The following is a 21,202-nucleotide window of genomic DNA, read 5'->3' as shown; positions in this document are numbered from 1 at the left end:
CTTCTGTTGGTTGGATCTACTTAATTAAAGTAAGCGTTTCTAGTTTTAAGAATCACTATCTTGTTGAATTCGTCTCAAAGAACGCTCACGACGAGACGCTTCTCGAGTCAAATCTAACAATGTTTCTTCGATGTAAGCTAAATGCGAATGCGACATCTCACGCGCCTTTTCTGGCTGACCAGCGACGATCGCTTCAACGATATTAGCTCGGTGTTTACTGACTTTCTCCACCACCTCAGAGCGGCGGTGTAATAGCTCTAAATTCTGTAGAATATTTTGCTCAAGCAATGGAGCTAAGCTTCTCACGATATGCAGTAACACAACGTTGTGTGCCGCTTCCGTAAGTGCCACCAGAAATGCCATGACTGCAGAGGCTTCGGCTTCCACATCATCCGCTTTCTGAGCAATACGAATATTGCTTAAGCAAGTCTCGATTTGAGCAAAATCTTCATCAGTGCCACGCAAAGCGGCAAAGTAAGCAGAGATACCTTCCATAGCATGACGAGCCTCGAGCAAATCTAGCTGAGTCTCGTTATGAGAAGATAGAAGGTCTAACAAGGGATCCGAGAAACTTTTCCAGATGTTCTCGCTAACGAACGTGCCACCGCCTTGACGGCGAGTCAGAAGCTTTTTCGCTTCGAGTCGCTGAATGGCTTCTCGAATAGAAGGTCGAGAAACATCAAATTGCTTTGCCAGCTCGCGTTCAGGTGGAAGCTGCTGCCCTGCTGAAAGTGTCCCTTCAACAATCAAGCGCTCCAATTCTTGCTCGATAACATCCGAAAGTTTCGGCTGACGGATCCTTTGATAAGCCATAACTATTATTCTTTTTTCTTCTACTTGCTTGAGCTGTTAATTGGTATTACCAATTTATAAGTTGGGGTAAAAATTAACACATTTAAAACGCCAATGTCTAGTTAAAAATTGATTCACATCATAGAACTGGCCTTGCGTTAACCTTGCTGAAACATTTATAGATTAAAACATCAACACTCATGGTCAGACCAATTACATACGAGAAACTTATAGGGTAATTTACGTGCTATAAAAATCCTTATAAATCAATAACAAAGAACCTTATTTGTCAGACAAAGGAAATTGACCAATATCAAGAAAGAAAGGAATAACCGCATCACTGGTTATTAATAATTTGAATAACAAAATATTTCGTGGCGCGGCAATACGGCCACGAAAGCAACATTGGGAGGTGGAGTGAATCTTTTATGACAGAGAATTTTTGAAACGACGCCAATCAAAAACGAGACCAGGGTCACTTTTCCTAAGCGGTGCAATGTATTGATGCCCCGTGATGCGTTCACGAGTTATCTCGGGATAACGAGCCAAAAGAGAAAGCGTTAAGCACTGCAAGCTTTGATATTGAGCTTCGGTGTACGCCACATAATCAGTGCCTTCAAGCTCAATACCTATCGAATAATCATTACATCTCGCTCGTCCGGCAAAACTCGACATACCGGCATGCCATGCTCGAGCACCAAACGGAACAAATTGCACGACTTCACCGTCTCGCTTAATCAAACAGTGTGCCGAGACACGCATGTCCTTAATCACCTGAAAAAACGGGTGAACAGACACCTCCAGCTTACCAAGAAAAAAGTCTTCTATATAACAACCGCCAAATTGACCTGGAGGAAGGCTAATATTGTGCACCACCAACAGGGACACATCCTCTTTATCCGGTCTAGCATCAAAGTGGGGAGAAGGTACCTTTCTCGCTCTAGGGTACCAACCCTGCTCATCGATCGCCTCGGACACCACTTCTGATGTTTCCCCTGTCAGGGCGGCTTGATTGATATCGTTTCTATCTTGGTTTTGCATATATTTTGAGCTCATCTACATCGCTATCGCTTTGATTTTATCCGACGGCCAATAAAATGCGAGATTTGATGCTGAAATTCCGCACAAGCAAGAGTATCATGCCCACTTCGTTCCCCCACTAAACACGTTAAGCGATGAAAAACACACATAACAGCCAAGAACGTCTTGAATATCTAAAGCAGCAACTTCCTTCAGAAATCACACGTGCCGTGGCCGACACGCTTCGTGAAGATCTGGGCGGAACACTGGATGTCACTACAGATATCACGGCAAGCCTGATCCCAGCCGATGTTCAAAACGTAGCGACGATCATCACTCGTGAGCATGGCGTATTCTGCGGACAGATGTGGGCTGATGAAGTGTTTAAACAGCTTGGCGGCGAAGTCAGCATTGAGTGGCACGTACAAGATGGCGACAAGGTTGAACCAAATCAGGTGCTTTGCACGCTAACAGGCCCTGCTCGCACGCTATTGACTGGTGAGCGTAACGCGATGAACTTTATCCAAACGCTATCAGGCTGTGCGACAGTGACAGCAGAGTACGCGGCAAAAATCGCTCATACTGAATGTCGTTTACTTGATACTCGTAAAACCATCCCAGGTCTACGTAGCGCACTAAAGTACGCCGTCGCGTGTGGTGGCGGTTTCAACCACCGCATCGGTGTGTTTGATGCTTACTTAATTAAAGAGAACCACATCATCGCATGTGGCGGCATCACTAAAGCTATTGAAACCGCTAAGCAGCTAAACCCAGGCAAGCCGGTTGAAGTAGAAACCGAATCTCTAGAAGAGCTACAACAAGCAATCGATGCTGGCGCAGACATCATCATGCTCGACAACTTCACCACCGATATGATGCGCAAAGCGGTTGAAATCAACGCTGGCCGCGCTGCACTTGAAAACTCAGGTAACGTTACTCTAGAGACTATCGCTGAGTTTGCTGAAACAGGCGTCGATTACATTTCTGTAGGTGCGCTGACTAAGCATCTTAAGGCGATGGATTTGTCGATGAGGTTTAAAGATTAAGAATCGGTCCTTGGTCCTTGGTCCTTGAGGATAAGAGCCAGAAAATCGATAGAAAAGCGAAGCAAACAGCTTCGCTTTTTTGATCCCCTCATTTCGTTACCTATTGCTTTTACTGACTATTTCTCAGCCAGTGCTAGTCCTATCACTTCAATATCACTCGCATTCAAACTGCAACCTACTGCAACACCTCTTCATTTTTTAGAACCGTCTCTAGCGCGCTAAGTCATTAACTTTATTGGGGTAAACCTCAGGAGTATGTTTTTCTTGTGCAACTAATTTATTAAGGATAACAAATGAAAAAAACAACAAAGCAGCAAGGTTTTACCTTGATTGAGTTGATGATTGTGGTGGCGGTGATTGGAGTGTTGGCTGCGGTGGCGTTGCCACAATATCAAAAATATGTGGCGAAGAGTGAGGCGGCTTCCGCTCTTGCTACTTTATCTGGTTTGAGAACCAATATTGAAACTTACACGCTAGAAGAGGGAGTATTTCCTAACTCCAAAAGCGGATCGGTAGCATCTAGACTTGGGTTCCCAAATACTATTAGTAACGCAATAGAAGCTACTGCAACAAATGCCGTCAGTGGCGCAGGAAAACTAGTACTAGACTTTAGTCTGGTTAGCAACGCTAGCCCATCGATCAAATCAACTAAAATTGGACTTGTTCGAGATACGAGTGGTTCATGGGTGTGTCAAAGCACTGCTGGCGCTGACTCTGGCGTAATTCCAAAAGGGTGCTCTTCTGTAGGCAAAGGCAATTTATAATGCATTCAACTCTGCATAATGTACTGATAAACCTGGGACATATTGAAACAACTTCCTTTGAATCAATAGAAACGTGGGTTAAGTCAACAGGGTATTCGTATGCAGAGGCAATAACACAGTTAGGTTATTTCAATGGAAATGACCTAACTGCCAATCTAGGTACAATTTTTGGTCTTGAAGTGATCAACCTTCAAAACACTTCTTACACCGACTTATGTAAAAAGCTTGGTCTTCGTGAGTTAATACTAAATTATCACGCAATACCTGTAACACTCGAAGAAACTCTACTAACTATTGCTGTTGCTGACCCTACATTGGTTCAGTTAGAAAATGAATTTCGCTTCGCTACAGGATTACAAACCGAGATAGTTGTTACAAACTGCCTAGATATCAGAGCTGCCATACGCAAACTCTACGGCGATAACAACTTAGATTCCAAATCAAACACCAAACAACTCACCTCAGACGATCTCGCCAACCTAGTCCAAGTCAGTGACGCCGAGCTCGACAACATCGAAGATCTCTCCCAAGATGATTCCCCAGTCAGTCGCTTTATCCACCAAGTCCTCATGGATGCGGTACGTAAAAAAGCCTCAGATATCCATTTCGAGCCCTATGAACATCTATACCGCATTCGACTGCGCTGTGATGGGATCTTGATTGAAACCCACCAACCTGCCACTCAGTTGAGTCGACGTTTAGCGGCAAGGATCAAGATCCTTGCGAAATTGGATATCGCTGAGCGTCGATTGCCGCAGGATGGGCGTTTGAAATTGAGGCTATCGGAAACTGCTTCGATTGATATGCGCGTATCGACCTTACCTACTATGTGGGGTGAGAAGATCGTATTGCGTCTGTTGGATGGCGATTCTGCTAATCTCGATATCGATCAACTGGGTTATAGCGCATTGCAAAAATCCCTCTACCTTGCAGCACTGAAAAAGCCGCAAGGGATGATCTTAATGACCGGACCAACAGGAAGCGGAAAAACCGTTTCTTTGTATACTGGACTCAATATCCTCAATACCGCTGAGCGCAACGTATCTACCGCGGAAGATCCGGTTGAGATCCATCTTGATGGGATCAATCAGGTGCAAATCAATCCAAAGATCGGCTTTGATTTTTCGACCGCGCTGCGATCGTTTCTACGTCAAGATCCGGATGTGGTGATGCTGGGAGAGATCCGTGATATTGAAACGGCGGAGATCGCGGTGAAAGCAGCGCAAACCGGCCACTTAGTGCTTTCTACTCTGCACACCAACTCAGCGGCAGAGACGGTGATGCGACTTAAAAATATGGGCGTTGAAAGCATTAACCTCGCCTCTTCACTCTCACTCATCATTGCTCAGCGCCTAGCCCGCAAGCTGTGTCAGCATTGTAAGGTTATCGACCCTATGTTACCGCCACTGCGTCACTCCCTCGCCATTAGTGACGATGAACTTATCTATCAAGCCAGCGAGCAGGGCTGCAATCATTGTAACTATGGCTATTTGGGGCGTACAGGCATTTATGAAGTGATGAAGTGTACCCACGAAATCGCCAATGCTTTGCTTACCGGTGCAAGCATGCAAGAGATAGAAGCATTGGCACAATCTCAAGGGATGACCACTCTCAAACAATCGGGCATTGAAAAGCTGCGAGATGGCGTGACCAGCTATCAAGAGTTGCAGCGCGTGCTCTATTTCTAATCATGGGTTAAGCAGTATGGGTAAAAAGCTCGAACCAACGCTCAAAGCGTTTCACTGGAAAGGTGTAAACAGCCAAGGTAAGAAAGTCTCAGGTCAAACATTAGCACTGACCGAGCCAGAGGCGCGGGAAACCCTCAAGCAGCAGCATATTCAAGTTCGCAAGCTTAAAAAACGCAGTATCTCGACTTGGACTAAGCTGACTCAGCGTATCAAAGGCAAAGACATCACTATCCTTACTCGCCAGCTTGCCACCATGCTTAGCACAGGTATTCCCATTGTTCATGCCATCAAATTGATAGCTGACAATCAGGCCAAGGCAGAGATGAAATCGATACTGTCGCAAATCAGCAAAGGACTGGAAGCCGGTACACCCATTTCACGCGTAATGCAGGTGGCTAGCCGCCACTTTGATAGCTTTTATGTCGATATGGTCGCCACCGGAGAAAACTCAGGTAACTTAGCGGGTGTGTTTGAGCGCTTAGCGGACTATCGCGAGAAGCAAGAGATGCTGCGCTCCAAAGTGGTTAAAGCGCTGATTTATCCAGTCATGATCTTATTGGTGTCACTTGGCGTTACCTACCTGATGCTCACCACCGTAGTGCCTGAGTTTGAATCGATGTTTCGCGGCTTTAATGCCGATCTTCCTTGGTTTACTCAGCAAGTGCTCAATCTTTCAGCGTGGTTTCAACAGAATGGTTTTCTGAGTATTAACCTGTTTATTCTTGCCACGTTTGGCTTAAAGGTCGCTCGTCAGCGCAGTTTTAGTGTGCGGCTTTACACCAGCCGCCTTGTATTGCGAATACCTATCATAGGCCAAGTGATCACTAAAGCCTCCATTGCTAAGTTCAGTCGTACCCTGTCCACCAGCTTTAGCGCCGGAATACCGATACTATCGAGCATACAAGCCAGCGCGAAAACCGCTGATAACCTCTATTACCAGCAAGTCATTCAGTCTATCCACTCCGATATTGTCGCCGGTACGCCTATCCATCTGGCAATGCGTCAAGCGGATGCCTTTCCCGAAATGGTGCTGCAAATGGTAATGATTGGTGAAGAGTCCGGCACCCTTGATGACATGCTCAATCGCGTGGCGGCCATCTATGAAGCGGAAGTCGATAATACCGTTGATAATCTGGGTAAGATCCTCGAGCCATTTATCATTGTTTTTCTAGGAACCCTCGTTGGTGGGCTTGTGGTCGCAATGTACCTTCCTATCTTTAACTTAATGACCGTAATAGGCTAACATAGACATTAACTTATTGATTTATTTCCTGTGTAGCCGCAAATGGACGTGTTGATTTATTACCCTTGGTTGTTTGTTATATTCGCAGCCATTCTTGGCCTAATTGTCGGAAGCTTTCTCAATGTGGTGATCCACCGATTGCCCATCATGATGGAGCGCGGCTGGCGCGAAGAGTGTGCAGAAGCCTTCCCTGAATACAAGATTACGCCACCAGAAGGACGCTTTGATCTCAGCATTCCAAGAAGCAGCTGCCCATCGTGCAATACGCCGATTCGCATTGTCGACAACATCCCGCTGTTAAGCTGGCTGTTGCTCAAAGGTCGCTGCCGTCACTGTGACAACAGAATCAGCATCCGCTATCCACTAGTCGAGCTGCTAACCGCCGTCCTTAGCGCCACTGTCGCTTGGCAACTAGGCTTTAGCTTCTACAGTGTGGCGCTGATTGCCATGACGTTTGTGCTCATAGCAGCAACCTTTATCGACCTAGATACTATGCTGCTACCCGACCAACTAACTCTACCGCTACTCTGGACAGGTATAGCCCTTGCGCTATTCGGCATCTCACCAATTACACTGCAAGATTCCGTGATTGGCGCTATCGCCGGTTACCTATGTTTATGGTCTGTCTATTGGCTATTTAAGCTAGTGACGGGTAAAGAAGGTATGGGCTATGGCGATTTCAAGCTGCTCGCGGCTCTGGGCGCTTGGCTTGGCTGGGCACATCTGCCAATGATTATTTTACTTTCCTCAGTTGTTGGCGTTGTGTTTGGTTTGATTCAGCTTAGAATGCAAAACAAAGGTTTAGATGTGGCGTTTCCTTTTGGTCCTTACCTAGCAATTGCAGGCTGGGTTAGCGCTCTATGGGGTGATGCCATCACGCACTTCTATTTGGCGACGGTAACGGGAGTATACTAGTGGGATTTGTAGTCGGCTTAACGGGTGGCATTGCGAGCGGAAAAACTACCGTGGCTAATCTGTTTCATCATGAGTTTGGCATCGAGCTGGTCGATGCTGACGTGGTAGCCCGCGATGTAGTTGAGGTTGGCTCAGAGAGTCTAAACGCATTAGCACTGCATTTTGGTAGTGATATTTTGCAAACTGACGGCTCGCTGGATCGCGCTGCACTTAGGGCGCGCATCTTTGCCAATGATGAAGAAAAACAGTGGGTAAACAACTTACTGCATCCGATGATCCGCCAGCAGATGCAGCAGCGTCTTAATGCCTCAACCAGCCCATATACCTTACTCGTGGTACCGCTGCTTATCGAGAACGGCTTGCAGAGCATGGCTGATCGCGTGCTTGTGGTCGATGTTGCCGCTGACACACAAATTTACCGAACAATGACACGTGACGGGGTGCCCGAACAACAGGTGCGTTCTATACTCAAAGCACAAGTCGATAGAGATACCCGACTAATGCATGCAGATGATGTGATTGATAATAATACTGATAACGCTCAACTTTTGTCCCAAGTCACACAATTGCACCAAAAGTACCTAGCATTATGCGGTAAAAATCGGTGAAAATAGCAAGGAAGCGTTTAAAGGCTAGCACATGATCACAAATAGATTCGAACACCCTCTTAACGAAAAAACCAGAATATATCTAAGAGTTGAATCTCTACTGAGACAGCTACAGCATTCCTCGTCTTTTTCAGATAACTACCAGCACCAGATCTTCTTTAAATCTCTGTTTGATTTATTAGAGATTTTTGAGCAGATCCAGCTTAAAAGCGAGCTGGCTAAGGATCTTGAAAAGCAGAGGCAAACCTATCGAGCCTGGCTCAACATCGACGATGTCGATCAAGAGATGCTTGGGTCGATCCTAGGCGATCTCGATAGCGTTCACCGCGAACTGATGGGCGCAGAACGTTTCGGTCAGTCTTTCAAAGAAGACCGATTCTTAAGTGCGATTCGTCAGCGTTTTGGTCTGCCAGGCGGCGCCTGCTGTTTTGATTTGCCAACACTGCACCATTGGCTGCACTTGCCTATCGACAAGCGTATGCATGATGCTGAAATGTGGCTGACATCACTCAAGCCACTGATGAACGCACTGCACTTGTGGCTAAAACTCACTCGCGAAACCGGCCGCTTTAAACCGCAAATAGCGCGTTCAGGCCTGCTTCAAAGTGAAGCTGAAGAGGCGAATATCATCAGACTCAATATTCCAATGCATTACGGCGTTTACCCAATGGTATCAGGCCATAAGAGCCGCTTTACGGTGAAGTTTATTGCTTTTGAGTCTGGGCAAGCCTACCCTAACGATGTTGAATTTGAATTAGCGATTTGCAGTTAACTGCCCACTCATTTAACTGCAAACTCAGTGAACTGTCACACTCAGGAATTATTATGAGTAAACCAACTGTTGTCCCATGCCCACAATGTCAAACAGACGTGGTATGGGGTGAAGAGAGCCCGTTTCGTCCATTCTGCTCTAAGCAGTGCCAAATGATTGATTTTGGTGAATGGGCGGATGAAGAGAACACCATTCCGGGTGCTCCCGATATGTCGGACAGCGATGGCTGGTCAGAAGACAATTACTAACCACGTGGGATGCCTTGTCCCAATTAGAGCTATCGTAATCCCTACCAACCTATAGTCATCCCGACCTAAATTATCGTCATCCCTGCGTAGGCAGGGATCTTATTAAAGCATTCACCAAGCCTTAAGTAGATTCCTACCTGCGCAGGAATGACACACATTGTGAGCACAATAACTCAAAATTATCGGCATCCCTGCGTAGGCAGGGATCTTATTGAAGCGTTCACCAAGCCTTAAGTAGATTCCTGCCTGCGTAAGCGCACGGCCAGTGGAATGACGACTGTTGGGCGTACGTGCAGTCAATAAAAGACACAACATTAACGTTCTTCCTTTACTTCAAACACAAAAAAAGCGGAGTCCAAGGACTCCGCTTAATATTTGAGAACGCTAGTAAAATAGCATTACTTCTTAGCAAGTTTCTCTTTGATACGAGCAGACTTACCAGAACGCTCACGTAGGTAGTACAACTTGGCACGACGTACTGCACCACGGCGTTTAACTTCGATGCTATCAACCATTGGAGAGTGAGTTTGGAACGTACGCTCAACACCTTCGCCGTTCGAGATCTTACGAACAGTGAAAGCAGAGTGAAGACCACGGTTACGGATAGCGATTACAACGCCTTCGTAAGCCTGTAGACGCTCACGGTCACCTTCTTTTACTTTAACCTGAACTACAACAGTGTCACCTGGTGCAAATTTAGGTAGGCCTGATTTCATTTGCTCTTCTTCAAGAGCCTTGATGATGTTACTCATGTTCTTAAATTCCTAGAATAAACTGATACTAAATTAAATAGGTTACTTGCTGTTATTTCGAGTTTCTTTAATGAACTCGGCAAGTAATTGTTCCTGTTCGTCAGTCAGAGCTAGGTTTTCCAGGAGCTCCGGTCTTCTTAGCCAAGTACGGCCTAACGACTGTTTTAGTCGCCAGCGACGAATATCCTTGTGGTTACCAGACTTGAGGACACTTGGTACCTCTAAATCTTCTAACACTTCAGGGCGCGTAAAGTGCGGACAATCGAGCAAGCCATTAGCAAAAGAATCTTCTTCTGCTGAAGCAAAATCGCCTAGTACTCCCGGAACAAACCGTGAGACTGAGTCGATTAGCGTCATGGCTGGGATTTCCCCACCTGTCATCACAAAATCTCCGATTGACCATTCTTCGTCAACTTCAGTTTGGATGATGCGCTCATCTACCCCTTCGTAGCGTCCACAAATCAACACAAGGTTGTCGTTTTTCGCTAGTTCTTCTACCCCAGCTTGGTCGAGTTTACGACCTTGAGGAGAAAGGTAAATGACTTTCGTCTTACCCGGTGATGCCTGTTTGGCTGCGTGAATGGCATCGCGCAATGGCTGAACCATCATCAACATGCCAGGACCACCACCGTAAGGTCTATCATCGACAGTGCGATGTTTGTCGTGAGTGAAATCACGAGGATTCCATGTCTCAATCGACAGTAGACCTTTTTTAACCGCTTGACCTGTTACTCCATAATCAGTAACGCTGCGGAACATGTCTGGAAACAGGCTAATTACGCCAACCCACATCTGTTCTCTCGCTCTATTAAGTTACTAAAAATGAATTAGAATCCAGGATCCCAGTCAACTTCGATCCGTTGAGCTTCGCGATCAACATTCTTGATCACTTGCTCTTCAAGGTACGGTACTAACCGTTCCTTTTGCCCAAAAGCATCTTTCAGATTTGCTTTCACAACCAAAACATCGTTCGAACCAGTTTCCATGATGTCAGTTACTTCCCCGAGGTCATAACCTTTCGTGGTCACTACTTTCATTCCGAACAATTCGCGCCAGTAGAATTCATCTTCTGACAGCTCTGGTAGCACAGCTGGGTCGATTGCAATCTCAAAGTTGGTCAGTAGGTGAGCTTCTTCACGAATCTCAAGACCTTCTAGTTTACACACCATACCTTTGTTATGGCGCTTCCAACTTTCGACTTTGTACTCTACCCATTCACCCTTTTGGTTAATATACCAAGGGCTGTAATCGAAAATACTTTCAGGATTGTCTGTGTAGGTAAACACCTTAAGCCATCCGCGAATGCCGTAAGTAGAACCAAATTTACCTACAACAATTCTTTCGTCTTGATTGCTCATTGTGTCTTTACCTTTCATCGACGACATACTGCTTACTTAACTAGAATTAAGCCGCTTTTTGAGCGTCTTTAACTAGCTTAGCAACACGGTCAGAAACTGTTGCGCCTTGACCAACCCAGTGGTTAACGCGCTCTAGGTCTAGACGTAGACCTTCTTCTTGACCAGTAGCAGTAGGGTTAAAGAAACCCACTTTCTCGATGAAACGGCCAGTTGCTGCATTGCGGCTGTCCGCTACTACGATTTGATAGAATGGACGCTTCTTAGCGCCGTGACGTGCCAAACGAATGGTAACCATATCGTCCTCTTTGCTTTCTCAATAATAAAAATGACCTCAGAAATGTTTCTCTAATGAGCAACCTGAGGTCTCGTGCCAAAATAAAGCCTCGGAATTTTACTCTTATTCCGAGGCATTGCAAGGGGTTTAGCTATTTTTTCACCAGTTTTCGGGCACTGATGAAGATGTGAGCTGGGTAACAGTTTGAAAGATCAATGAGTTGCTTTCAGTCGCTCTGCTACCCTGCGCGAATCGCAAGACTATCGGCCAAACGGATTACCACCGCCGCCCATACCGCCCATGCCACCCATCATACCCTGCATATTACGCATCATGCCGCGCATGCCACCTTTCTGCATTTTCTTCATCATCTTCTGCATTTGGGTGAATTGCTTAAGCAGACGGTTCACATCTTGTACCTGAGTACCAGAACCTGCCGCGATACGTTTTTTACGAGAGCCTTTGATGAGTTCAGGACGCTGACGCTCTTTCATTGTCATCGAGTTAATGATGGCTTCCATCTGCTTGAACATCTTGTCGTCAACTTTATCTTTGACGTTGTCTGGAAGGTTAGACATGCCTGGAAGCTTGTCCATCATGCCCATCATGCCGCCCATGTTCTGCATCTGACCAAGCTGCTCACGGAAGTCTTCAAGGTCAAAACCTTTCTTCTCCTTGAACTTCTTCGCCATCTTTTCTGCTTTCTCAGTATCGACATTACGCTGAAGGTCTTCGATAAGAGAAAGTACGTCACCCATACCTAGGATACGTGAAGCCACGCGGTCTGGGTGGAACGGTTCTAGTGCGTCGGTCTTCTCACCTACACCCAAGAACTTAATTGGTTTGCCTGTAATATGGCGAACAGACAGTGCCGCACCACCACGAGCATCACCATCCACCTTAGTCAGAACCACACCAGTTAGTGGCAGTGCATCACCAAAAGCTTTGGCTGTGTTCGCCGCATCTTGACCTGTCATGGCATCAACCACGAACAAGGTTTCAACTGGGGTGATTGCCGCATGAAGCTGCTGGATTTCATCCATCATTTCATGGTCAACCGCTAAGCGACCTGCGGTATCAACAATCAGTACGTCGTAGAATTTCTTCTTAGCGTGCTCGATTGCAGCATTAGCAATATCGATAGGCTTTTGATCGGCTGTCGATGGGAAGAAGTCCACACCCACATCACCAGCTAGCGTTTCAAGCTGCTTGATTGCCGCTGGACGGTAAACGTCGGCAGACACAACCAATACTTTCTTTTTCTCGCGCTCGTTTAGAAGCTTAGAGAGCTTGCCCACACTGGTGGTTTTACCGGCACCTTGTAGACCCGCCATAAGAATGACAGCTGGCGGCTGCGCAGCAAGGTCAAGCGCTTCATTCGATTCACCCATGACTTGCTCAAGCTCAGCTTGAACAATCTTGATGAACTCCTGACCTGGCGTAAGTGATTTAGACACCTCAACACCAACAGCGCGCTCTTTAACACCTTTGATAAACTCACGAACAACTGGCAGAGCAACGTCCGCCTCAAGTAGCGCCATACGAACTTCGCGTAGCGTGTCTTTGATGTTGTCTTCGGTCAGACGACCTTTACCGCTGATGTTCTTCAGCGTTTTGGATAGACGATCCGTTAAATTCTCAAACATTTCTTTCTCTTCGCTTCAAACTGGGCGATCAATTGCAGTGAGTATACCTTAGCCAGCAGTGAGAGTCATATCTAACAAGATCAAATACGAGTCAATAGTTTTTACATCTGACGTAGCCCAATAGGACGATGCAGGGTATAATTCGTGCTCTAAGCAATCGATTTTTTAGGAAAAATGGACAGTTTAATCGCAATTGCGGCCGCCATACTTTATGGCTTGGCCATCGCAACAATCATCCCAGGCTTGGTAAATCAGGTCGGGATCCGTACAAAAACTGTTCTGGTTAGTGCTGTTCTCGCGCTGACGTTTCACGCAGTATTGCTCAGCGACTTAATCTTCAGTGGCACCGGCCAGAACCTAAGTATTCTTAACGTCGCTTCACTGATTAGCTTCATCATCTCGCTATTTATGAGCGTTGCGATGGTGAAAACTCGTATTTGGTTCTTGCTTCCTGTGGTCTACAGCTTCGCGGCTATCAACCTAAGCGCAGCTACATTTGTACCGACGGCCTTTATCACGCACCTCGAGCACAACCCGAAACTGTTGATTCACATTTCATTGGCACTGTTCTCTTACTCAACGCTGTCTATTGGCGCACTGTATGCACTGCAACTGGCGTGGCTTGATCACAAGCTTAAAAACAAGAAAGCGCTAACGATCAACCCTAACCTTCCTCCATTAATGATGGTGGAAAGACAACTTTTCAATATCATCTTGATCGGTACCGCCTTATTAACCGCTACCTTGATCACAGGTTTTGTATTTGTCCAAGATATGTTTGCTCAAGGTAAGGCGCATAAAGGCATTTTGTCCTTCATGGCGTGGATTGTTTATTCTGTGCTGCTTTGGGGTCACTATCAAAAAGGCTGGCGCGGCAAAAAAGTCACATGGTTCGCTGTCGCGGGCGCCACACTTCTCACGCTCGCTTATTTTGGCAGCCGCTTTGTAAGAGAGATCATCTTGAACTAAGTCGACCTTAGACGCACTACAACTAAAGGCGCGTTGACAATAGGGATTAAGTAGTTCATAAATTAACCAGCTATTTACTAAAGGAATTCTAGGGCATTGGACGACATTTCGACCGGTATTTTATTTGCAATCCTTGCAGGTCTAATTGTAATTTCCGGCTATTTTTCGGGTTCAGAGACAGGGATGATGTCTTTGAACCGATACAGACTTAAACACTTATCTAAAACAGGCCACAAAGGTGCAAAGCGCGTTGAGAAACTGCTGAGCCGCCCTGACCGACTCATCGGCCTGATCCTAATCGGAAATAACCTAGTTAATATATTGGCGTCTGCAATCGCTACGGTACTTGGCCTGCGTCTATTTGGTGACTTAGGTGTCGCAATCGCAACCGGTGCACTGACCATGGTCATCTTGGTGTTTGCGGAAGTAACACCAAAAACGCTTGCCGCTCTCTATCCAGAGCGAGTGTCGTTTATGAGCAGTATCGTACTCACTATCCTGATGAAGCTGCTTTCGCCTCTGGTTATCTTGGTTAACTTCATTACTAACGGCTTTATCCGCCTGCTCGGGCTTCGGGTCGATCATAACGATGAAGACCATTTGAGCTCGGAAGAGCTGCGCACCGTGGTAAATGAGGCGGGCTCGCTTATCCCTCGTCGTCACCAAGATATGCTGATTTCGATCCTCGATCTTGAGCATGTGACCGTGAATGACATCATGATCCCGCGCAATGAGATCACCGGCATCAACATTAATGATGACTGGAAATCGATAGTTCGCCAGTTAACACACTCTCCTCATGGCCGTGTAGTACTTTATCGTGACCAAATCGACGAAGTGGTAGGGATGATAAGGCTACGTGAGTCCTATCGTTTGATGCTGGAGAAAAACGAGTTCACTAAAGAAACCCTACTTCGCAGTGCTGATGAGGTGTACTTCATTCCAGAAGGGACACCACTCAACGTGCAGATGCTCAAGTTCCAGCGCAACAAAGAACGCATTGGTCTCATTGTTGACGAATATGGCGATATTAACGGTCTAGTGACGCTTGAAGACATTCTGGAAGAGATCGTTGGTGAGTTCACCACATCCATGGCACCAACATTGTCCGATGAAATCACACCGCAAGGTGATGGCAGCTTCCTAATTGAAGGCAGTGCCAACATCCGTGATATCAACAAAGGTCTAAAATGGACGCTACCGACCGACGGACCGCGCACGCTAAATGGCCTAATCTTAGAATACTTAGAAGATATTCCTGAGAGTCACCTAAGTGTGCAAGTTGCTGAGCATCAGATGGAAATTGTTGAGCTAGAAGAGAACCGCATCAAGATGGTAAAGGTTTTCCCAAAAGCGAAAAACAAGAGTTAATCAGCAAACTCAATACCGCTATCAAGACACTATGAACACATAAACAAACGGCACCGAAAGGTGCCGTTTTGCTTTAATTTGCTTGCGAGATATCGAGACTAGTTAATGTTAGGGCCAAGCCACTTCTCAGCTTCTTCTAAGCTCCAACCTTTACGGTCTGCGTAGCTATCTACTTGGTCTTGCTGAATTTGAGCAACCGCAAAGTAGCGAGAATCCGGATGAGAGAAATAGAAGCCAGATACCGACGCCCCAGGCCACATCGCATAGCTAGTCGTTAGCGACATACCAATGGTTTCTTCTACATTGAGTATTTCCCATAGCGAGCCTTTCTCTGTGTGCTCCGGACACGCTGGGTAACCCGGCGCAGGTCGAATGCCTTGGTATTTCTCACGGATAAGGTCGTCATTCGATAGCGCTTCACCCGCAGAGTAGCCCCAGATTTCTTTGCGAACTTTCTCGTGCAGGTACTCAGCAAAAGCTTCCGCCAATCGGTCTGCCACTGCTTGGATCATGATGGCATTGTAGTCATCACCTTGCGCCTTGTATTCATCGGCAAGTTCACGCTCACCAATGCCACCAGTTACCGCAAAGGCGCCAATCCAATCTTGCTTGCCACTCTCCTTCGGCGCAATATAGTCCGATAGACAGTAGTTAAAGCCTTTTGGCTTCTCAGTCTGCTGACGAAGGTTGTGAAGTACAGTGCGAACTTCACTGCGCGTTTCATCTGTGTAGACTTCGATATCGTCATCCACAGAAGCAGCAGGGAAAAGTGCGCACATGCCCGCAGCTTTTAGCAATCCTTCACGTTCAACGCGATCAAGTAGGTCGTTAGCGTCTTGGTACAAACGCTTTGCCTCTTCTCCCACCTCTTCATGTTCTAGAATGGCTGGGTACTTGCCCACCAGCGACCAAGTCATAAAGAATGGTGTCCAGTCGATGTAATTACGCAGTGTCGCAACATCGAAATCTTCAAACACGTGCACGCCTGGCTTAGCCGGCTTTGGCGGCGTGTAGTTTTCCCAGTCGATATCGACCTTATTCTCACGCGCCTTTTCCAGTGTTACTGGCTTAGTGCGCGGCTTCTTGCGGTTGTGCTGGTCACGAACGCGTTCGTAATCGATATCCAGCTTCTCGACAAACGCAGGTTTTAGTTGGTTGGAGAGTAGCGAAGTACACACACCTACCGCACGTGACGCGTTGTTTACGTATACCACAGGCTCGCTGTAGTTCTGCTCAATCTTAACCGCAGTATGCGCTTTTGATGTCGTCGCGCCGCCAATCAGTAACGGAAGATCGAAGCCTTGACGCTCCATCTCTTTGGCAACGTGAACCATTTCATCTAGCGATGGAGTGATTAGACCTGACAAGCCAATAATATCGACGTTTTCTTCTTTGGCGACTTTGAGGATCTTCTCACAAGGCACCATGACGCCAAGGTCGATGATCTCGTAGTTGTTACACTGCAAAACCACGCCAACGATGTTCTTACCGATATCGTGAACGTCACCTTTAACCGTCGCAAGTAGGATCTTACCGTTGGTCGAACCCGCCTGCTTAGAAGCGTTGATATAAGGCTCTAGATGCGCTACCGCCTGCTTCATAACACGTGCCGATTTTACTACCTGAGGAAGGAACATCTTACCTTCACCAAACAGGTCACCGACCACGTTCATGCCATCCATTAGTGGGCCTTCAATTACCTCGAGAGGTTTTGAGGCATTGACGCGCGCTTCTTCGGTATCTTCAACGATGAACTCAGTGATACCTTTCACGAGAGCATGCTCTAGACGCTTCTCTACTGGCCATGTTCGCCACTCTAGCGCACTGGCATCATCTTCTTTACCAACGCCTTTGTTAGCGTATTCAGCCGCAATATCAAGCAGTCGCTCGGTACCATCATCACGACGGTTGAGTACTACATCTTCTACCGCTTCACGTAGTTTGTCAGGAACGTTGTCGTAGATCTCAAGTTGACCGGCGTTAACGATACCCATGTCCATACCGTTCTTAAAGCAGTGGTATAGGAACACGGCATGAATCGCTTCACGTACATAGTTGTTACCACGGAACGAGAAGGAAACGTTGGAGACACCACCAGAGATCATTGCGTGTGGTAGGTCACGTTTGATATCTGCTACCGCTTCAATAAAGTCGACGGCGTAGTTATTGTGCTCTTCAATACCTGTCGCTACCGCGAAGATATTCGGGTCAAAGATGATGTCTTCTGGTGGGAAGCCAACCTCATCAACAAGAATGCGATAAGCCTTAGTACAGATTTCTAGCTTACGCGCGCGAGTTTCCGCCTGCCCCACTTCGTCAAACGCCATCACGATAACCGCTGCGCCATACCGGCGGATCAGCTTCGCTTGCTCAACGAATTTCTCTTTGCCTTCTTTTAGCGAGATTGAGTTAACAATGCCTTTGCCTTGGATACACTTAAGACCCGCTTCAATGACTTCCCACTTAGAAGAGTCAACCATGATAGGTACTTTGGAGATCTCTGGTTCAGAAGCACAAAGATTTAGGAATCGAACCATACAGGCTTCAGCATCAAGCATGCCTTCATCCATGTTGATATCGATGATTTGTGCGCCATTTTCAACCTGCTGACGAGCAACCTCTAACGCTTCATCATACAGTTCTTCTTTGATAAGACGCTTAAAGCGAGCAGAACCAGTTACGTTAGTACGCTCACCAACGTTGATAAATAGGGATTCTTTCTCGATAGTTAGCGGCTCTAGACCGGATAGTCGACAAGCCGTCGTCAGTTCTGGAAGTGGACGAGGCGCCACACCTTCAACAGCCTTTGCCATTTGGCGAATATGCTCAGGCGTGGTACCACAACAGCCACCCACTAGGTTTAGGAAACCGCTTCGTGCCCACTCACCAATATGCTCAGCCATGTCTTCTGGGGAGAGGTCGTATTCACCAAAGGCATTCGGTAGACCGGCGTTCGGGTGAGCAGAAACAAAGCCTTCAGAGATGCGAGACATCTCTTCAACATATTGTCTTAGCTCATCTGGACCGAGTGCACAGTTAAGGCCGAAAGAAAGTGGCCTCACGTGACGCAGGGCATTATAGAAAGCTTCGGTGGTTTGCCCTGAAAGAGTACGACCAGAGGCATCGGTGATGGTACCTGAGATCATGACCGGAAGCTCGATACCTAGCTCTTCAAATACGGATTCAACCGCAAATGAACAGGCCTTTGCATTTAGGGTATCGAAGATGGTTTCAATAAGAATTAAGTCACTGCCACCGCGAATCAGCGCGCGAGTTGACTCAGAGTAAGCTTCCACCAACTCATCAAAGCTTACATTGCGGTAGCCTGGATCATTAACGTCAGGAGAGATTGAACAAGTGCGGTTTGTTGGACCAAGTACACCGGCTACGTAACGAGGGCGTTCTGGCGTTTTTGCCGTCCACTCATCGGCAGCAATTCTAGCAAGCCTAGCCGCTTCGTAGTTAATTTCATCACTCAGAGATTCCATCTCGTAATCGGCCATGGCGATCGTGGTGGCGTTGAAAGTGTTGGTTTCAAGAATATCCGCACCCGCTTCTAGGTAAGCGCTATGGATTTCTTTAATAAGATCTGGCTGAGTTAAAACTAAAAGATCATTGTTGCCTTTAAGATCACACTGCCAATCTGCAAAACGCTCGCCGCGATAGTCATCTTCTTCAAGCTTGTATCCTTGGATCATGGTGCCCATACCACCATCGATCAAAAGAATACGCTGCTTGAGCTGATTTTCTATCTGCGACTTCTTGCCTTGAGCTTTCTTGCCTTGAGCATAGTTGCTTTCAACGTACTTACTGCTTCCCACGATACTGCCTCATTCCTTGCTAATGCTGTCATCGTATCATAGATTTTTTAGAAATCTAGACGTCTAAAAAATCTTTACTGACTTGTTATCCCTCAAACTATCGGACTCTTGAAGCAGAAACAAGTTGTTCATGATCTAGTAAGTCCACGGAACGAATAAAAAACAACGACATCGCCTGAGCCACTCTAAACTATAAAATTGACAAATGATTTCACAAATAGTGATTGATATTCACGAGGGAGAAGAACAAAATCCCATTAACATTTTTTTACACACTTAGGTGAAGTGATGTCCGTCTATCAGACTTTATGCTTTCTGTCCGCAGCAGCTATGTTAATAGCCCTAATAAACAGCAAGATAGGTAAAATGCAAACCACCATCGCGATTACTGCCGGTGCTATGATGCTATCACTACTCATCTTAGTTGCTGGTCAAAACGATTGGTTCCACTTAACTGAGCTGGCAACCGAGACCGTTGCTGATATCGATTTTGAAGACTTCCTACTTCAAGGAATCCTTGGCTTTCTATTGTTTGCCGGCGGTTTAGGCATCAAACTACCCCACCTTAAAGATCAAAAATGGGAGATCACCGTTCTTGCCTTAGGTGCGACGCTTTTTTCCACTTTCTTTATTGGCTTTGTGCTCTATGGTTTCTGTTTACTGATTGGCATTCAGTTTGATCTTATCTACTGTTTGCTGTTTGGCGCACTGATCTCCCCTACCGACCCCATCGCCGTTCTTGCCATTGTGAAAAAGCTCGATGCTCCGCAGCGAGTCTCGACCCAAGTTGAGGGCGAATCGCTATTCAACGACGGTTTTGGTCTGGTTATCTTTGTCACTCTATTTACCATTGCATTTGGCAGTGAAGCACCCACACTTGGCAGCGTAACGGCTCTGTTCCTCCAAGAAGCCATTGGCGGCATTGTTTATGGTTTTGTACTCGGCTTAGTATTCCATTACCTCATCAGCTCCACTGACGATCATTCGATGGAACTGCTACTGACTATCGGTATCCCAACCGCAGGCTACGCCTTTGCTGAGTTCCTGCATGTCTCTGGGCCACTCTCTATGGTGGTATCGGGCATTATGATTGGTAACTGGACACGTTACATTGGCTTTTCAAAACAGTCTGAAGAGCACCTAGACCACTTCTGGGAATTAGTCGATGAGTTTTTGAATGGCGTACTATTTTTGCTTATCGGTATGTCGATGCTGCTATTCCAATTCCACCAAGAAGACTGGATTATGATGGCCGTCTCGGTACCGCTTGTGCTTTGTGCGCGTTATTTGAGTGTAGCGCTGGCCTACGTAGGCTTTAAGCGCTACCGCCGCTACAACCCTTGGTCGGTGCGCATTTTAACGTGGGGTGGCTTACGCGGTGGCCTTGCTCTAGCAATGGCACTCTCTATCCCATCCGGCATCTGGGTGATTGAGGACAAGCTCATTGATGTTAAAGAGATCATCATGGTCATGACCTACTCGGTTGTGGTGTTCTCAATCTTGATTCAAGGCTCAACCATTACACCTATGATTGAGAAGGCTAAATTAGCTGAGAAAGAGATGCAGAAAGAAACGCAGCCTGAGGGCGAGATAAAAGCTCAGCAGGATTAGTAGCAAGATTATTCAAAATAGCCTCGCATAACTTGCGGGGCTTTTTTACAGCTTTGAAATCAGGAGACGTAGAAACGAAAAAAGCCGTACCTTTCGATACGGCTTTTTTCTTAAAGTGGCTCCCCCTGCGGGACTCGTACGCGGGCGGCTAACTCTGCGACATCAAACTTACAAAGCTTGGGAGCATTAAATGCAAAAAGGCCGCATCTTTCGATACGGCCTTCTTTAAAGTGGCTCCCCCTGCGGGACTCGAACCTGCGACATACGGATTAACAGTCCGCCGTTCTACCAACTGAACTAAGGG

The 21,202-nt window shown here is 46.6% G+C and carries 19 protein-coding genes; 11 read left to right on the top strand and 8 right to left on the bottom strand.

The window, feature by feature from the left end:
• Positions 1-45: 45 nt before the first annotated feature.
• Together pdhR and ampD are read right to left on the bottom strand one after the other, a co-directional pair.
• Positions 46-813, bottom strand: a complete 768-nt coding sequence (gene pdhR / locus ACVA6Q_RS16180; RefSeq protein WP_446648177.1) for a pyruvate dehydrogenase complex transcriptional repressor PdhR — start codon at positions 811-813, stop codon at positions 46-48.
• A gap of 405 nt (positions 814-1,218) precedes the next feature.
• Positions 1,219-1,848, bottom strand: coding sequence for a 1,6-anhydro-N-acetylmuramyl-L-alanine amidase AmpD (gene ampD, locus ACVA6Q_RS16175; RefSeq protein WP_446648176.1), 630 nt, complete (start codon positions 1,846-1,848; stop codon positions 1,219-1,221).
• A 119-nt stretch (positions 1,849-1,967) separates the two neighbouring features.
• On the opposite strand from ampD, the gene nadC reads away from it, so the two are divergent.
• The 8 genes from nadC to yacG all read left to right on the top strand — a co-directional run bounded on the left by nadC (position 1,968) and on the right by yacG (position 9,096).
• On the top strand, positions 1,968-2,858 hold the full coding sequence (gene nadC / locus ACVA6Q_RS16170; protein ID WP_446648175.1) for a carboxylating nicotinate-nucleotide diphosphorylase: 891 nt from the start codon (positions 1,968-1,970) through the stop codon (positions 2,856-2,858).
• A 293-nt stretch (positions 2,859-3,151) separates the two neighbouring features.
• Entirely contained in the window at positions 3,152-3,622 is a 471-nt protein-coding gene (locus ACVA6Q_RS16165) for a pilin (RefSeq protein ID WP_446648174.1), read from the top strand.
• Complete coding sequence (gene pilB / locus ACVA6Q_RS16160; protein WP_446648173.1) at positions 3,622-5,310, top strand: type IV-A pilus assembly ATPase PilB; 1,689 nt, start codon at positions 3,622-3,624, stop codon at positions 5,308-5,310. The genes ACVA6Q_RS16165 and pilB overlap by 1 nt, the downstream gene beginning before the upstream one ends.
• Positions 5,311-5,326: 16 nt before the next feature.
• Positions 5,327-6,553 (top strand): type II secretion system F family protein, encoded by a 1,227-nt coding sequence (locus ACVA6Q_RS16155; protein ID WP_446648172.1) that lies wholly within the window; start codon positions 5,327-5,329, stop codon positions 6,551-6,553.
• A gap of 42 nt (positions 6,554-6,595) precedes the next feature.
• Entirely contained in the window at positions 6,596-7,468 is an 873-nt protein-coding gene (locus ACVA6Q_RS16150) for a prepilin peptidase (protein ID WP_446648171.1), read from the top strand.
• A complete protein-coding gene (gene coaE / locus ACVA6Q_RS16145; protein ID WP_446648170.1) occupies positions 7,468-8,076 on the top strand; it encodes a dephospho-CoA kinase in 609 nt (202 codons plus the stop codon). Before ACVA6Q_RS16150 ends, coaE begins: the two co-directional genes overlap by 1 nt.
• 31 nt (positions 8,077-8,107) lie before the next feature.
• A complete protein-coding gene (zapD, locus tag ACVA6Q_RS16140; protein ID WP_338163453.1) occupies positions 8,108-8,848 on the top strand; it encodes a cell division protein ZapD in 741 nt (246 codons plus the stop codon).
• 53 nt (positions 8,849-8,901) lie between these two features.
• The gene (gene yacG, locus ACVA6Q_RS16135) at positions 8,902-9,096 is read left to right on the top strand and encodes a DNA gyrase inhibitor YacG (protein ID WP_353497776.1); all 195 of its coding nucleotides are present in this window, start codon (positions 8,902-8,904) and stop codon (positions 9,094-9,096) included.
• Positions 9,097-9,494: 398 nt separating this feature from the next.
• Here the strand turns inward: yacG and rplS are convergent, their stop codons facing one another.
• The 5 genes from rplS to ffh form a co-directional block, all read right to left on the bottom strand.
• A complete protein-coding gene (gene rplS / locus ACVA6Q_RS16130; protein ID WP_006074418.1) occupies positions 9,495-9,848 on the bottom strand; it encodes a 50S ribosomal protein L19 in 354 nt (117 codons plus the stop codon).
• Between the two features lie 42 nt (positions 9,849-9,890).
• Positions 9,891-10,640, bottom strand: a complete 750-nt coding sequence (gene trmD / locus ACVA6Q_RS16125; RefSeq protein WP_446648169.1) for a tRNA (guanosine(37)-N1)-methyltransferase TrmD — start codon at positions 10,638-10,640, stop codon at positions 9,891-9,893.
• A gap of 35 nt (positions 10,641-10,675) precedes the next feature.
• Positions 10,676-11,206 carry a ribosome maturation factor RimM gene (gene rimM / locus ACVA6Q_RS16120; protein ID WP_353498648.1) on the bottom strand — a complete coding sequence of 177 codons (531 nt, stop codon included), beginning with the start codon at positions 11,204-11,206 and terminating at the stop codon, positions 10,676-10,678.
• Positions 11,207-11,252: 46 nt separating this feature from the next.
• Positions 11,253-11,501 carry a 30S ribosomal protein S16 gene (gene rpsP, locus ACVA6Q_RS16115; RefSeq protein ID WP_031494887.1) on the bottom strand — a complete coding sequence of 83 codons (249 nt, stop codon included), beginning with the start codon at positions 11,499-11,501 and terminating at the stop codon, positions 11,253-11,255.
• Between the two features lie 239 nt (positions 11,502-11,740).
• The gene (ffh, locus tag ACVA6Q_RS16110; protein WP_418641765.1) at positions 11,741-13,126 is read right to left on the bottom strand and encodes a signal recognition particle protein; all 1,386 of its coding nucleotides are present in this window, start codon (positions 13,124-13,126) and stop codon (positions 11,741-11,743) included.
• Positions 13,127-13,300: 174 nt separating this feature from the next.
• On the opposite strand from ffh, the gene ACVA6Q_RS16105 reads away from it, so the two are divergent.
• Both ACVA6Q_RS16105 and ACVA6Q_RS16100 read left to right on the top strand, forming a co-directional pair.
• Positions 13,301-14,095 (top strand): cytochrome C assembly family protein, encoded by a 795-nt coding sequence (locus tag ACVA6Q_RS16105; RefSeq protein WP_353497773.1) that lies wholly within the window; start codon positions 13,301-13,303, stop codon positions 14,093-14,095.
• A 96-nt stretch (positions 14,096-14,191) separates the two neighbouring features.
• Entirely contained in the window at positions 14,192-15,466 is a 1,275-nt protein-coding gene (locus tag ACVA6Q_RS16100) for an HlyC/CorC family transporter (RefSeq protein ID WP_353497772.1), read from the top strand.
• Between the two features lie 98 nt (positions 15,467-15,564).
• Here ACVA6Q_RS16100 and metH read toward each other — a convergent pair whose 3' ends face one another.
• Positions 15,565-19,287 carry a methionine synthase gene (gene metH / locus ACVA6Q_RS16095; RefSeq protein ID WP_446648168.1) on the bottom strand — a complete coding sequence of 1,241 codons (3,723 nt, stop codon included), beginning with the start codon at positions 19,285-19,287 and terminating at the stop codon, positions 15,565-15,567.
• A gap of 288 nt (positions 19,288-19,575) precedes the next feature.
• Here metH and ACVA6Q_RS16090 point away from each other — a divergent pair, with 288 nt between their 5' ends.
• Entirely contained in the window at positions 19,576-20,898 is a 1,323-nt protein-coding gene (locus ACVA6Q_RS16090; RefSeq protein ID WP_353497770.1) for a cation:proton antiporter, read from the top strand.
• Positions 20,899-21,202: the final 304 nt, after the last annotated feature.

This window comes from Vibrio sp. DNB22_10_4, from assembly GCF_052879755.1.
This window is presented reverse-complemented; position numbering and strand designations above follow the sequence as displayed.

What these genes read in the sequence shown, in the direction of transcription:
- zapD (WP_338163453.1), top strand. Translation starts at nt 8,108, where the DNA reads ATGATCACAAATAGATTCGAACACCCTCTTAACGAAAAAACCAGAATA.
- rpsP (WP_031494887.1), bottom strand. Translation starts at nt 11,501, where the DNA reads ATGGTTACCATTCGTTTGGCACGTCACGGCGCTAAGAAGCGTCCATTC.
- ACVA6Q_RS16150 (WP_446648171.1), top strand. Translation starts at nt 6,596, where the DNA reads ATGGACGTGTTGATTTATTACCCTTGGTTGTTTGTTATATTCGCAGCC.
- ACVA6Q_RS16155 (WP_446648172.1), top strand. Translation starts at nt 5,327, where the DNA reads ATGGGTAAAAAGCTCGAACCAACGCTCAAAGCGTTTCACTGGAAAGGT.
- ampD (WP_446648176.1), bottom strand. Translation starts at nt 1,848, where the DNA reads ATGAGCTCAAAATATATGCAAAACCAAGATAGAAACGATATCAATCAA.
- ACVA6Q_RS16165 (WP_446648174.1), top strand. Translation starts at nt 3,152, where the DNA reads ATGAAAAAAACAACAAAGCAGCAAGGTTTTACCTTGATTGAGTTGATG.
- rplS (WP_006074418.1), bottom strand. Translation starts at nt 9,848, where the DNA reads ATGAGTAACATCATCAAGGCTCTTGAAGAAGAGCAAATGAAATCAGGC.
- pilB (WP_446648173.1), top strand. Translation starts at nt 3,622, where the DNA reads ATGCATTCAACTCTGCATAATGTACTGATAAACCTGGGACATATTGAA.
- rimM (WP_353498648.1), bottom strand. Translation starts at nt 11,206, where the DNA reads ATGAGCAATCAAGACGAAAGAATTGTTGTAGGTAAATTTGGTTCTACT.
- yacG (WP_353497776.1), top strand. Translation starts at nt 8,902, where the DNA reads ATGAGTAAACCAACTGTTGTCCCATGCCCACAATGTCAAACAGACGTG.
- pdhR (WP_446648177.1), bottom strand. Translation starts at nt 813, where the DNA reads ATGGCTTATCAAAGGATCCGTCAGCCGAAACTTTCGGATGTTATCGAG.
- ACVA6Q_RS16090 (WP_353497770.1), top strand. Translation starts at nt 19,576, where the DNA reads ATGTCCGTCTATCAGACTTTATGCTTTCTGTCCGCAGCAGCTATGTTA.
- ffh (WP_418641765.1), bottom strand. Translation starts at nt 13,126, where the DNA reads ATGTTTGAGAATTTAACGGATCGTCTATCCAAAACGCTGAAGAACATC.
- nadC (WP_446648175.1), top strand. Translation starts at nt 1,968, where the DNA reads ATGAAAAACACACATAACAGCCAAGAACGTCTTGAATATCTAAAGCAG.
- ACVA6Q_RS16105 (WP_353497773.1), top strand. Translation starts at nt 13,301, where the DNA reads ATGGACAGTTTAATCGCAATTGCGGCCGCCATACTTTATGGCTTGGCC.
- trmD (WP_446648169.1), bottom strand. Translation starts at nt 10,640, where the DNA reads ATGTGGGTTGGCGTAATTAGCCTGTTTCCAGACATGTTCCGCAGCGTT.